The 12777-nt window shown below is 58.8% G+C and carries 10 protein-coding genes and 2 tRNA genes; 5 read left to right on the forward strand and 7 right to left on the reverse strand.

The window, feature by feature from the left end; translation table 11 throughout:
* Positions 1 to 169: 169 nt before the first annotated feature.
* The gene (gene dauA / locus G5149_RS06715; protein WP_421212130.1) at positions 170 to 1906 is read right to left on the reverse strand and encodes a C4-dicarboxylic acid transporter DauA; all 1737 of its coding nucleotides are present in this window, start codon (positions 1904 to 1906) and stop codon (positions 170 to 172) included.
* Between the two features lie 487 nt (positions 1907 to 2393).
* Between dauA and G5149_RS06720 the strand changes: the two genes are divergently transcribed.
* Both G5149_RS06720 and G5149_RS06725 read left to right on the forward strand, forming a co-directional pair.
* A tRNA-Asn gene (locus G5149_RS06720) sits at positions 2394 to 2469 on the forward strand.
* 4 nt (positions 2470 to 2473) lie between these two features.
* Positions 2474 to 2549, forward strand: a tRNA-Asn gene (locus tag G5149_RS06725).
* A 234-nt stretch (positions 2550 to 2783) separates the two neighbouring features.
* Here the strand turns inward: G5149_RS06725 and G5149_RS06730 are convergent.
* Positions 2784 to 3503, reverse strand: coding sequence for a hypothetical protein (locus G5149_RS06730; RefSeq protein WP_394374037.1), 720 nt, complete (start codon positions 3501 to 3503; stop codon positions 2784 to 2786).
* 278 nt (positions 3504 to 3781) lie between these two features.
* Between G5149_RS06730 and G5149_RS06735 the strand changes: the two genes are divergently transcribed.
* Both G5149_RS06735 and G5149_RS06740 read left to right on the forward strand, forming a co-directional pair.
* Positions 3782 to 4333: a lipoprotein gene (locus G5149_RS06735; protein WP_421212131.1), complete on the forward strand. Its 552-nt coding sequence runs from the start codon at positions 3782 to 3784 to the stop codon at positions 4331 to 4333.
* Positions 4334 to 4528: 195 nt separating this feature from the next.
* Positions 4529 to 6526, forward strand: a complete 1998-nt coding sequence (locus G5149_RS06740; protein WP_421212132.1) for a hypothetical protein — start codon at positions 4529 to 4531, stop codon at positions 6524 to 6526.
* Between the two features lie 84 nt (positions 6527 to 6610).
* Here the strand turns inward: G5149_RS06740 and glgC are convergent, their stop codons facing one another.
* Positions 6611 to 7885, reverse strand: coding sequence for a glucose-1-phosphate adenylyltransferase (gene glgC, locus G5149_RS06745; protein WP_005337070.1), 1275 nt, complete (start codon positions 7883 to 7885; stop codon positions 6611 to 6613).
* 189 nt (positions 7886 to 8074) lie between these two features.
* Between glgC and G5149_RS06750 the strand changes: the two genes are divergently transcribed.
* Positions 8075 to 9715 (forward strand): EAL domain-containing protein, encoded by a 1641-nt coding sequence (locus G5149_RS06750; protein WP_421212133.1) that lies wholly within the window; start codon positions 8075 to 8077, stop codon positions 9713 to 9715.
* Here G5149_RS06750 and G5149_RS06755 read toward each other — a convergent pair.
* The 4 genes from G5149_RS06755 to G5149_RS06770 all read right to left on the reverse strand — a co-directional run bounded on the left by G5149_RS06755 (position 9678) and on the right by G5149_RS06770 (position 12773).
* The gene (locus G5149_RS06755; protein WP_265776243.1) at positions 9678 to 10172 is read right to left on the reverse strand and encodes a hypothetical protein; all 495 of its coding nucleotides are present in this window, start codon (positions 10170 to 10172) and stop codon (positions 9678 to 9680) included. The two genes, G5149_RS06750 and G5149_RS06755, sit on opposite strands and share 38 nt — an antisense overlap.
* A 175-nt stretch (positions 10173 to 10347) precedes the next feature.
* A complete protein-coding gene (locus tag G5149_RS06760; protein ID WP_005337077.1) occupies positions 10348 to 10710 on the reverse strand; it encodes a DUF2750 domain-containing protein in 363 nt (120 codons plus the stop codon).
* Positions 10711 to 10890: 180 nt separating this feature from the next.
* On the reverse strand, positions 10891 to 12195 hold the full coding sequence (locus G5149_RS06765) for an inosine/guanosine kinase (protein WP_005337079.1): 1305 nt from the start codon (positions 12193 to 12195) through the stop codon (positions 10891 to 10893).
* A 185-nt stretch (positions 12196 to 12380) separates the two neighbouring features.
* Positions 12381 to 12773, reverse strand: coding sequence for an MAPEG family protein (locus tag G5149_RS06770; protein WP_216978959.1), 393 nt, complete (start codon positions 12771 to 12773; stop codon positions 12381 to 12383).
* Positions 12774 to 12777 lie beyond the last annotated feature (4 nt).

A 12777-nucleotide genomic window follows, 5' to 3' on the forward strand; every position in this document is an offset into this window, starting at 1 on the left:
TGCTTTGTGTGCTTGAGCTGCACATTCGCTGGCGGACCATGCCGCGGCGACGGGGCGTAATGTAAGGGATACGATGGCTTTTGGTCAATGCAATTTTTTACTTTTTGCGTTCATTTGCTCAACATCCGAACAAAATGACCAAAAATATGCCGTTTCGTATCCCTTTCAATCAATTTACTGCCGCTTCGTGCAAATGTTCACCTTTGAGCGCCTCTTCCAGTGAACCGTAGAATTCCAGCGTGCCGGGTTGCGGTCGCACCTTGGCGCGAGCCAGGGTCTTGAGCGGTTGGAACTGCAACTCGGCCACCCGCAACTCGACACCGGCTTTGGCCATCTGCTTGCCAAAGTGGAGGAAGGCAGACAGACCGCCCGCATCGAGGATGGAAACCGCCTCCATCTGCAACACCAGCACCTTGTGCCCTTTCACTTGCGCTTCCAGCTCGGCAAAGACCCGTTCGGCCGCGGCGAAGAAGAGCGGGCCGTTGATCTTGTAGAGCAAGCCATTGTCCGGCACCTCATGGGCATAGCGCTTGTGCTCGGCCAAATCGTGCAGTTTGGTCATCTTGGCGATTTCGCGCATAAAGAGCAGGGAGGCCAGAATCACCCCGAAGGTGATGGCGATAACCATGTCGAAAATGACGGTGAGTGACAGGCAGACCAGCAGCACCAGCACATCGGATTTGGGGGCACGACGGATCAACTCCACCACCTTGTGCGCTTCACTCATATTCCAGGCCACGATGAGCAGCAAGGCAGCCATGGCCGAGAGCGGCAACCAGGAGAGCCAGGGGGCCAGCACCAGAATGGCGGCCAGCACCACCAGCGCATGCACGATCCCCGAGATGGGGGACGTAGCGCCGGCACGCACGTTGGCGGCAGAGCGGGCGATGGCGGCGGTAGCGGTAATGCCGCCAAAGAAGGGGGCGAAGATATTGCCAAGCCCCTGCCCCACCAGCTCGGCGTTGGAGCTGTGTTTGCGACCGGTCATCCCATCGAGCACCACGGCGCAGAGCAGCGACTCGATCGCCCCCAGCATCGCCATGGAGAAGGCGGCAGGCAGCAGCCGCTCAATAGCCGCCAGGTTCCATTCGACCGGCAAGCCATCCGGCCCGGGCAAGGCCCAAGGCATCACCAGAGTTGGTGCGATGGGCGGGATCCCCATCCCTTGAGTGCCATCGGCCAGGGTATAGCTGAACTTGCTGCCGATGGTGGCCACATCCACCCCGAAGTAATGGAGGCCAAAACCCAGACCTACCCCGACCAGCACCGCGGGCAAGTGGCCGGGCACAGGAAGACGCAAGCGCGGCCAGAGCAGCAGCACGGCCAGCGTTGCGACCCCCACCAGGGTATCGCCCCACTGCCAGCTTGGCAGGGCGGCGGCCAGCGCCTCGACCTTGCCCAGATAGGTTTCCGGCATCTCGGGCACGCTCAGGCCGAAGAAGTCCTTGATCTGCAAGGTGGCGATCACGATGGCGATACCACCGGTAAAGCCCAGCGTCACTGACGGGGGAATGTACTCGATAAGGCGGCCAAGACGGGCCATCCCCATCGCCACCAGAAAGAGGCCGGAGATGAGCGTCGCCATCAACAGACCACCGACCCCGAACTGCTGGGCGACCGGATAGAGGATCACCACAAAGGCAGCGGTCGGGCCGGAGATGGAGTAACGGGAGCCACCGGTCACGGCGATCACGATACCGGCGATGATGGCGGTATAGAGACCGTGTTGCGGCGGTACACCGCTGGCGATGGCCAGCGCCATGGCGAGCGGGATGGCGATGATGCCCACCGTCACACCGGCGATAAGATCACGGCCGAAGCGGGCCATGCTATAGGGTTCATCAATACAGGACTGGCGTAAGGCTATGGCGAGCTTCACGCTATTTAAAGAGGCTTGCTTGTGCATGTATATCGTAATACCAGAAGAGGGAGATAAAGGCCGGAGAGATCCGGCGCCCGATCATCATCAAGGGCCGGCAGAGCTGTCGACGCGGCGATGGTATCCTGCGTAACCTTACTCCAGACGGGCCATTTTTTCGATGGGCAGGATCAATGAAAAGCACTCTGCCCCATGATTTGGCCCATTTACCGCCAAATCGCCGATCTTGACTCCAGCTCTCCCCCTTTTAGCCACAAAGATTACCATTTGAGCCTCGCCTGGTTACCAGCACGTTCGCGACATCATGCTGGCATCATCAGGTTGATGCGAACCGAGCCAATAACCCCTGGGCCGGTTGGGGGCGGTGATGGCAAGGGACTGATTGTGCTGAAAATAAACCGCAAAGCGCAACTTTTGGGCAAACAGTCCGAAAATCCGGTTTTCGGTAAATTCGCGGGTTGACACCCGTCGCCCTGGTCATTAATATTCGCCCCGTCTTGACGAGACAGGCAATTCCTCCTTAGTTCAGTCGGTAGAACGGCGGACTGTTAATCCGTATGTCACTGGTTCAAGTCCAGTAGGAGGAGCCACTTTTCCCTCGTAGTTCAGTCGGTAGAACGGCGGACTGTTAATCCGTATGTCACAGGTTCAAGTCCTGTCGAGGGAGCCAAATTCTAAAGCCCAGCCTTTTGGCTGGGCTTTTTCGTATCTGCTGTTGTTTGCCTCAAACGTATCTCGCTTTCCCATCATCCTTGGCTGCTCGCAATCCAGATTCCCTGTTTTCGCTCAGTCTCAACCCGACTCGATGATGACTCTGATTCCTACCCGGCCAGCTCAGTTGACTACATGCTTACGAGCAGGCTGTTTCCCAGAAAGTCGGGCATGACAAAACAGGGTGAATTACTTATTGGCGGGTGACCCGGATCTGCAGGGTCTGGCGCTCGCTCTGGCTGCCTCGCGCTCCCTGTAGCTGGGTACCGAGGCGGCTCCCTTGATCTGCCGAGCTGGTCGAGAGCTCCCCCACCGTCAGCCACTGGCCAGGGGCTCCACTGACCTCGGTGGCACTCTGCCCACGATTGATGGTGCCCTGATCCAGCCTCGCCTGTTCGCTGCTGAGCGCAATCTGCACCCGATCGCCAATCAAGGTGGCCGTAGCATAGAGGCCATTCACCAGCGGCATCATCCCCACCACGGCGCCCCCGTTCCACTGATAGAAGGTCACCGGCTGATAGGAGCCCATCTGCAGCAGCACGGGACGACCCGACAGCCCGCGCACCTGCCAACTGTCGTTCTGGCTGCGCTGATACTGCTGGGCATTGCCATCGAGCAGCCACTGCCGCTTGGCCTCGTCGCGACTGATTGAGCCCCCCAGTTGCTGACCGCTGGCAGCCCCATCCACCCGCCACTCGATAAGCAGGCTTTGCGGCGGCTGGTTGATCTGCGCCAACGTGGCTTCGGCCTCCTGCAGCTGGGCTGGCGTTCCGCTCAGCACCAGCTGGTTACCCATGGCGCTTACCCCAAGCTGGGGATAGATCTCCTTGAGGGTCTGCACCGCCGCCTGCGCCTCGAAGACCGGGATCACTTTCACCTCGGCCCACAGCGATGGGCTCCAGAGCCCCATCATGCAGCCAAGCCACAGCAGCGCCCTGCGGCCAACCTTGCCCATCCGAACCATTACGCTCTCCTCGTTCTCTGTTCTCTTCTCTCTGCTTAAGGCGTAGACCCATGCCCGCAGCAAACAGCTCAGCCCTATTCCACTCACTCGTCGATGATGAACCCGGCGGTTGCCAAAAAACAATCGGGAATGCAGCAACTCCGTGATTTCCCACGGTATGAGGCTCTCATTCCACGCCCGTTATCGCGTAAGATAGCGCCATCATAGTTGCCCAAGCGGAATCCATCATGTTGAAACAGTTGTTGTTACTCCCCCTCGCCCTGCTGCTGGGAGCCTGCTCCTTGACCCAGTACAACGTCAGCGAGGCCGAAATCAACCAGTACCTCAAAGATCAGGTCTCTTTTGAAAAACAGCTGGGGATCCCCGGTATCATGTCGAGCAAGATCCGTCTGGATGAGATGCAGAGCCGTATCGGCCGCAAACAAGCAGATCGCATCGAGCTGGACGCCGCTGGCGACCTGCAGGTGAGCAGCCCCCTTGGCAGCCAGCAGATGAAGATCCGCTTTGCCCTGAGCGCCCGCCCGGACTATGTGGCCGATCAAGGCGCCATCTATCTGCGCGACCTTGAGCTGGTCTCGGTCAAGACCGAGCCGGCCGATATCGGGGCTGCCCTCACCCCGCTGCTGCCCACCTTCAATCAGTCCCTTTCCCTGTTCCTGTCGCAGACCCCGGTCTATCGCCTCGACAGCAGCCACAAGAACGAAGCGAGGATCAAGGAGAAGGTCGAAGCCCTCAAGGTGGAGCCGGGCCGTCTGGTCATCCCGTTCAAGCTGCTCTGATCGCCGCCACACTGGCACTTTCATCGCAATAAACAGATAACCGTCCTCTTCGACAGCGCACATCCGGTTTAACGTGCAGCCGAATGGGACGGTTTTTTACTTCTCAAGTCCCCGTCAACACAGCATAATGCAGACCATTCTCATTTAGATTCGTTATGAGAAGCGTCAATAATAAAACCAATGGTGAGAAGGGACATGAGAAAAACCGTACTGGTTCAGGCGATCGCCTGCGCATTGATCAGCGGCGCCGCAAACGCTGCCGTCAAAGTCGAAGACAAGACATTCAATACCGCCGCCAACATGCTGGCCTATACCGAATTCGAGCTCTCCGGTGAGCCGCTGGCCGAAGCGCTGGGGCTGGATCTGGATGTGCTGGATGCCAACCGTGCCGATGAGCCGACCCCGTTCGACTTCGCTGCCGGCATCGAATCCTACGAATACTCCGAAGAGGCGATGTACGCCCTCAACTACCAATCCGGCATGGGCCCACATCTGGTGAACGGGCCGCAAAACCTGGCCCGTGGTGGCACCATGGCCTCTCTGGGGCAACGGGTGCTGGCCATGGCCGATGCGGTCGGCTTCCCGGCCGATGAAGTGCCGCAAGGCATGTATCCCCTCTCCCTGCCCTACGCCTCAGCCAATCCAGAGTTTGCCCAGGCCGTCAACGCCACTCCGGTCAATGGCGATCAGATCACCATCAAGACCGCCAAAGGGACCGAGAAGACCATCAAGACCCAGGTGCCCGCCTACTTCCGTGACTACAGCACCCTGCGCTGGAGCGGCAGTGACAACCTGCTGGTACCCGCAGCCGTGGGCGGCATCCTGCTCAAAGAGGTGATGTGGTCGCAAGACTTCCTCGGCGGCATGCACGTGGCCGAGACCGATGAAGAGGTAGAAGCCGCCTCCGCCACCATGGATCAGGATGGTAAGCACAAGCTGGGCGTCTCTGCCGCCGATGGCTTCAATGGCATGATGCTGACCGAGCAGTCCATCGACAAGCTGGCCATCATGCAGAACCAGCTCGGCTTCGATGGCAAGCAACTGGGCGCCAAGATCACCCCGCAGTACGATCCGGCCAAGGGCGTGATTTACTTCCCCCATCAGGTGAAAGTGACCGAAACCAGCAACAACGATGCCGGTGCCATCGGCAAGCTGGAGGTGGTAGATGGCTCCGCCCAGCTGCGCGATGCCTGGATGATGCTGTGGCCGCTCTCCGAGTTCTATGCCTTCAGCGATCAGCGCAGCGCCAACACCAACCAGAACCCGGCCTTCCACGCCGTGTTTGACGGCGCGCCGTTTGCCGCAGCACCGGCTGCCAACAAGGCCAATGACCTGGGCAAAGCGGTCGCGGGCAGCGATGCCTTCTCGCTGGCGATCAATCTCTCAAACCTCACCTTCAAGAACCTGGCGGCCCTGCACTTTGATGCCAAGGCTGGCACCCTGGTCGACAGCTGGCAGGCAGGCAAACAGGGCAAGCATGTCACTACCTTTGACGCCGCTTACGCACTGGTCGCCCTGCAGATCTTCCAGCGCGCTCAGGACGCGCTGCCGGTCGGTTACGCCGCCGGTGACAATGGCGAGCTGAACCTCAAGACCAAGCAGGGTCAAGAGGCGCTCGAGCTTATCCGCAAACAGGCCGATTTCATCCTTGCCAACCTCAAGGGCAAAAATGGGCTGGTGCATGATGGCATCACGCTAGGTGGCAAACTCGATGCCGGCCACTCCATCGATGCGCAGTTCGCCGCCATCCGTGGTCTGACTGCCGCCTTCCTCGCTACCTCGGATGCCAAGTACCGCACTGCCGCCCGCGAGCTGTTCATCGCTGCCGACAAGGCCTACTTCAATGCCAAAGCGGGCACCTGGCTGGTGGGTAAACAGGGTGAATACACCCCCTGGACCCAGGCTGCCATCTCCGGCGCCCTGCGCTCTGCCATGCTGAACCTGCGCAACGAAGGGGCCGAGAAGGCGCCCGAGCTGGAGCTGGCCAAGCTGACCGGTCAGTACGTCAGCTGGTTCCGTGGCACCGTCAACGGTGGCATGCAGATGGCCGAGTGGATCGGTGACTCCGGCGAGAACATCATCGAAGGTGCCGGCAGCGACACCGATGAAGATGGCGTACCGCAAGTGACCGCTGCCGGTGGCAAGCACGGCACCGCCATGGTGATGGCTGCTAAAGCAGTGGTTAGCGAGTAATCCTCGCCATTCACCAGCATGAAAAAGGGAGCCAAATTGGCTCCCTTTGCATTACAGCGTCTGACACAGTTTCAAGGGCCTTCCTCAAACCAGCTTGTCCAGCATCTCCTTGGTCACCAGCACAATCCCCTGCTCGGAGCGGTAGAAGCGGCGGCTATCCTCATCGGCATTCTCGCCCACCACCAGCCCATCGGGCAGCACACATCCCTTGTCCACCACCACCCGGCGCAGACGACAACCGGCGCCAATCTCGACCCCGGGGAAGATGATGGCCTGATCCAGGGTGCAGAAGGAGTGCACCCGCACATTGGTAAAGAGCACCGAGTTGAGCACGAACGACCCGCTGACGATGGTCCCGCCCGAGAACATGGAGTTGATGGTCATGCCATGCTGACCGTTGCGGTCCTGCACAAACTTGGCCGGTGGCGTCAGGGTCTGGCTGGTCCAGATGGGCCAGTTCTGATCGTAGATATCGAGCTCGGGCAGCACGGAGGCGAGATCCATGTTCGCTTCCCAGAAAGAGTCCAGCGTACCCACGTCACGCCAGTAGGGCTTTTGCCCCTCGCGCGCCCCGACACAGGACATGTTGAAGGGGTGAGCAAATGCCATCCCCTCCTCCACGATGCGGGGGATCACATCCATCCCGAAGTCGTGTTTGGAGTCCTGATTGTGAATATCCTCCTCCAGCAGTTGGTAGAGGTACTCCGCCTCGAAGATATAGATCCCCATGGAGGCCAGCGAGCGATCTTCGCAACCCGGCATGGCGGGCGGATTGGCCGGTTTTTCGACGAAGGCGCGGATCTTGCGCTGCTCGTCGATATCCATGATCCCGAAGGCGGATGCCTCGGCCCGCGGCACCTCGATACAAGCCACAGTCACCTTGGCGCCAAGGCGCACATGGTCGAGCAGCATGGCTGCGTAATCCATCTTGTAGATGTGATCCCCCGCCAGCACCACCAGGTATTTGGGGCCGTAGTCACGGATGATATCGACGTTCTGATAGATAGCATCGGCGGTGCCGCGATACCAGTGCACCTCGTCCACCCGTTGCTGGGCAGGGAGCAGGTCGATGAATTCGTTCATCTGGTAACGCAGGAAGGACCAGCCCGATTGCAGGTGACGCAGCAGGCTGTGAGATTTGTATTGGGTGACTACACCAACGCGGCGGATCCCCGAGTTGATACAGTTGGAGAGCACAAAATCAATGATCCGGAATTTGCCACCGAAATGGACGGCAGGCTTGGCGCGGTTGTCAGTCAACTGCTTCAGGCGACTACCACGTCCACCCGCCAGCACCAGTGCCATACTCTGGTTCAATAATTGTCGTGCTTTGGCACTATTTTCGGGCTCTAACAACATGATTTACCTCTGCCTTGTTTGATCTATTTTCAACTCATCTTCGCCTGTTTCGGCACCTGTGAAAGTGGTTTCACTCACATTTAACCGATCTCAATTGACCCTTTTCACCGAGTTGCGAGGAATAGCATGCTTTGCTCCGCCAGCTTGGTTAAAATTCCCCCACAAAGCAGCCACTTCAAGGATGACAAGATGGTTCACAAGCTCGGACGTACCCTCTTTCTGATCGCCACCATAGTGACCATACCCCTGCTGCTCCTGCAAGCAGTTTGGTTAGCCCTGCAGAGCACACCGCTCACTTTGGCCATTATTCTGGCCACCACACTGCTTGGCATGATCCTGCTGTTGATGCTGGCCATCCGCACCATGGATGGCATGCTCCAGCATCAGGAGCTCACCTGGGTCAAGGCGATCAGAGGGCGGGATCCCTCACAACTCGATGAGCCCGCCTCCCAGGAGGTGCTGCAACAGCTGCTAGAGCAGTTCGAAAGCGCCGAGCAGAGCGCCCATCGCCAGCTGACCGAGCTCAGCAACCTGGCCACCACCGACGAGCTGACCCAGCTTCTCAACCGCCACGCATTTCGCCGCGACATGACCGAGTTGCTGCAGCGGGATCAGGACACCCAGACCGCAACCCTGGTGCTGATCCGTGCCACCGAGCTTGGCAAGATCAACGCCCAGCGCGGCTTCCAGTCTGGTGATGCCTACATCAAGGACATGGCGGCCCTCATCAAGCGGGTGGTAAGCCGCTTCCCGGGCAATCAGGTCTACCGCATTTCGGGGGCCGATTTCGCCGTGCTGGTGCAACCGGTGGCCAATATTCCTCCCCATCTGCTGGGGCAGGATTTGAAGGTGGCCTTCGATCACTATCAGGATCAGCACGAGCTGGAGAGCACCGGTTACTCGGGGCTGACCAAGCTCAGCAGCGGCCAGAAGATCGAAGCCGTGCTGGCCAGAGCGGATCTGGCGCTGGCTCGCGCCCAGACCGAAACCATCAACGGCTGGGCCATCCAGCAGGATGACAGCGCCTCCGATCTGCAGGGGCAACACCACTGGCGCGACGTGCTGACCGACGTGCTGGCACAGGAGCGGCTCAGCTTCACTTATCAGCCGATCCTGCCCCTGCACCGCAGCATGCTGGCCTACAACGAGATCTACACCCGTTTCAGCGGCAGCGATGGTACTGCCCTGCCCACCGACACCCTGTTTGCCATGGCCCAGCGGCTCGATATGGTGATGCGGCTGGAGCAGTTGGTCATTACCCATATCATGCGTCAATACCGGGCTTTTGGCGCCAACCAGAGTCGCTGGGGAGTCAACCTCTCCCCCAACCTGTTGCAAAACAGCACCTTCCTGATCTGGCTTGACCGCCAACTGCTTAAAGATCCCAATACCAGCGCCAATCTGGTGTTCGAGCTGGATGAAGAGCATCTGGAACGCAACCTGACCGGGGCCAAGCGGGTGTTCGAGCTGCTCAGGCGCAACGGCAGCCGCTCGGCGATCGCCAATTTCGGCAAGGGGATCGGCTCCTTTACCCTGTTTCGCGAGCTCAAGCCCGACTACATCAAGCTCGATCCTGCCCTTATTACCGGGCTGGAGCAGGATCAGACCAACCAGCAGTTCGTGCGGATGATCGTTGATGTATCACATCGGATGGGATGTCAGGTGATTGCAGAAGGGGTAGAACAGCTTGGCCAGAAACAGCTGCTGCAGGGGATGTACGTGGATGGCTTGCAGGGTTATCTGATCGCCCGGCCGCAACCGCTGCGACCGGATATCAGCCAGCTGGGGCTCTTTACTGAGGATGCTTCAGCTTCAACAGGGTCAGAATGATGTCATTGAGCTGGCGGTAACGCTCCAGCTCCTTCTGATCGTAACGGGTCGCCAGTGTAGTGGGATTGTGGCGGTTTTTGAGGTAACGGTTGATCTGCAATCGGTTGAACCCCGCCACCTGATAAACCTGGCCAAGCAGGCTATTGAGCTCATCGTGCTCCAGACCGGCTCTGGCCAGATAGTCCCCATCGGCGGGACTCTCGGTATGATGGGTCCATTTACCAATGCGGCCACTCTCTTGCAGATAGCTGAGCCACTGTTCGATATAGAGCGGTTTGCACCCCGCCAACAGGTTGAAAAAGCCCACCGCATCGCAACGACAACCGCTCAGGAGTACGACCGCCAGCTGATCGTCATCGCACTGGAAGGTCACTGGTCCGGCTTGCGCCCAATCCAGCGCCTGCACCCGAATGCTGGCCTTCTCACCCGCAGCTCCCGTTACGTCGAATACAAACATGGCGCTCCTCCCTTGGCAAAAGGTTGATGATGGACCATCCCCCTGACAGGTGCAAAGGCAAATCGGCTTTTAACTCATCAATCGGGCCATTCGACCATAAAAAAGACCGGCACCCTCACGGATGCCGGCCTTTGTCCCGATGGCCTGTGCGTTCAGGCCATCAATGGAGGCGCTTTCAGGCGTCCAGTTCAACCAGTGCCTTGGCCAACTCGATGGGTTCGAGCTCCTGGCCTTCCAGGTCGGCGTTCCAGTTCGGGCCAACCAGTACATCATCTTCATCCAGATCGTTGATCCAGATATCGAGAAACTCTTCCAGATCGATCACTTCCGGCTCGTAATCGGCCCACTCGTCAACACAGTGCAGACGAGCGTCCTCTTCGGCAGACCAGAGCGGCATCACGTCGGCATCTTCAAATTCGGCTGAGCGGCAGACGACCCAGTCTTCCCCATAGCGCAGACCCCACACCTGACCCGACTCGCGGACTTGTTCGATAAACAGTTGGAAATTGGCGTCAAGGTTGTCGTTAAGCATGCTCATGGGATTCTCTCTTTCTTTCGGGTGCTGCGGTATTGTCGGGCGACAATACGATGGCCAAATGGTGTCGCAAAAGTGACATGGACTCAAGCATATTGGGGTTATTCCGGGAAAAAAGCCGAGATAACTCATATTTGCCTGCAAAAACGCCTCCCGATGGAGGCGTCTTGCAGATTCAGGAGATCAACGCTCCCAGTAAACCTCTTCCAGGCTGTCCTCTTTCTCCGGCAAACCGCGGGAGAGACGGGGACTGCTCTGGGCCAACACCTCGTAGCTGACGCGGTTGGCGTATTTGCACACCTGGGCCAGTGAGGAGTAAGTCAGGAACTCGGAGATGTGCTTGGCGGAGTTGGGCACATTCATCCGGTGATAGGAGTTGGCCACCATGTCGTGCAGCACGGCGGAAAGGGCGCCATCCCCTGCCCCGTTGGTGTTCTTGATCTTCTCCGGGCCACCCATATACGGGGAGATGTGGGAGTAGATACGGGCCGGTTTGCGGCACTTGGCACGGGCCATCGGGCGGCTGAACTCATACATGTTGAACTCGGGGATAACGCCCGGCAGCAGGGTATGAGTGGTCTCGCGCTTGTAGTCCTCGTCGGTGTAGCTCGCCATGTAGAGGCCGATGGGGCCAGCAGTACAGAGCACCATGTCGGCCCAGTCGAGCGCCTTGTCGGCCGCACCGAGCGGATCAGCGATACCGGTCAGGGCTTCACCTTCGTCTTCGTTCATCGCCAGCACGGTCACGTTCTCGGCAATGAAGTCGCGCCACCACTGGGGGTTTTCGTCGATGACGAAACGGGTGCCCAGGGTCAGCACCACGGGAATACCGGCCTCACGGGCATAACGCACCGCAGTCATGGCCGCCTCTTTCATCGGATCACCATCGTCACCGCGTACCAGATAGGCGGTGATCACCAGTGCAGACGCCCCTTTGATCACATCCTCCGGAATGTGCTGCACATCCAGCTGGTTCATCTTGCCGGCGTTGATGCCGAAGCTGCGCTCGCCGCACTCGGTGATGAAGGTGAAGCAACGGCCGATGGGGCCATCAACCGGCTGCAGATAGTCCAGATTGACGCGGGAAGAGGTGTTGCACAGATAACGGTAGGCGTAGCAACCGATGCGAATGTCCTGACTCATCACACCCAGCAGGATGGAGTGGGAGTCGGCCAGTACCGAGTAGTTATGTACCGTGTTGCCGATGGTGCCACCGGCAAACTCGCTCACCACCATGTTGTTGGCCTTGAGCTCGTCATAAATGCGTTCTGCCACGTCGTCATTGATGACGACGGAGTGCCCCTTGCTCAGACCATAACGGGTCAGAAAGTCTTCATCCACATGGGCTTCAATATCAACCAGGGTCTGATCAATCCCGACCACGTAGGCTTTGCCCAGCTCGGTTAACAGGGGATTTTGCGGAACCAGGGGATCGCGTCTGTCGACAGGGAAGTAGTGTTTGGACTTGCGCTGACCGGGAAATTTCATGGCAATGTTCTGTGCTCTGGGGGAAAGAGGGGCGGGATTTTAACACAATCCGCCGCCCCGAAAAGTCGCCCTGTTTAAATAATGGAGTCAGTATAGACAAGGCCCGCAAGGAAAAACGTTTGCCTTTTCACCATAAAAAACCACCCCGTCCGGGGTGGTTCAGTAGCATAAAAAAGCGCCTGTTTTCAGGCGGCCGCCATGCCCTGCAACAGAGCCAGCACCGAGAAGAGGCCGAGGGCGATCCAGAACAGCAAGGTGCCCAGAAAACGGGGCACATTGGGGGCTTTGGGGATCTGGATGCCGATGGCATGCAGGATGCGGCCAACCAGTAGCATGGCGCCACCCACATGCAGCCAAAGCGCACCGGCACCGGATAGCTCGCACAGCGCCATCAGCAGCAGGGTCAGCGGCACATACTCGGCAAAATTGCCGTGGGCCCGGATCGCCGCCAGCAGCTCGGGGGCTTCCCCCTGCCCTATCATCACCCCGAACTGGGCGCGGCGTTTGACAACCCAGAAGGAGAGCCCCAGAAACAGCAGTCCAAGCAGGCCTGCGTAGATCAGCGTGATATGTACCATGACT

Origin of the sequence: Aeromonas sp. 600479 (assembly GCF_049175515.1) — a bacterium.
Taxonomy (GTDB): domain Bacteria; phylum Pseudomonadota; class Gammaproteobacteria; order Enterobacterales; family Aeromonadaceae; genus Aeromonas; species Aeromonas veronii_A.

Coding starts and splice junctions, on each gene's coding strand:
- dauA (WP_421212130.1), bottom strand. CDS start 1,906: ATGCACAAGCAAGCCTCTTTAAATAGCGTGAAGCTCGCCATAGCCTTA.
- G5149_RS06730 (WP_394374037.1), bottom strand. CDS start 3,503: ATGATGGGGCTCTGGAGCCCATCGCTGTGGGCCGAGGTGAAAGTGATC.
- G5149_RS06735 (WP_421212131.1), top strand. CDS start 3,782: ATGTTGAAACAGTTGTTGTTACTCCCCCTCGCCCTGCTGCTGGGAGCC.
- G5149_RS06740 (WP_421212132.1), top strand. CDS start 4,529: ATGAGAAAAACCGTACTGGTTCAGGCGATCGCCTGCGCATTGATCAGC.
- glgC (WP_005337070.1), bottom strand. CDS start 7,885: ATGTTGTTAGAGCCCGAAAATAGTGCCAAAGCACGACAATTATTGAAC.
- G5149_RS06750 (WP_421212133.1), top strand. CDS start 8,075: ATGGTTCACAAGCTCGGACGTACCCTCTTTCTGATCGCCACCATAGTG.
- G5149_RS06755 (WP_265776243.1), bottom strand. CDS start 10,172: ATGTTTGTATTCGACGTAACGGGAGCTGCGGGTGAGAAGGCCAGCATT.
- G5149_RS06760 (WP_005337077.1), bottom strand. CDS start 10,710: ATGAGCATGCTTAACGACAACCTTGACGCCAATTTCCAACTGTTTATC.
- G5149_RS06765 (WP_005337079.1), bottom strand. CDS start 12,195: ATGAAATTTCCCGGTCAGCGCAAGTCCAAACACTACTTCCCTGTCGAC.
- G5149_RS06770 (WP_216978959.1), bottom strand. CDS start 12,773: ATGGTACATATCACGCTGATCTACGCAGGCCTGCTTGGACTGCTGTTT.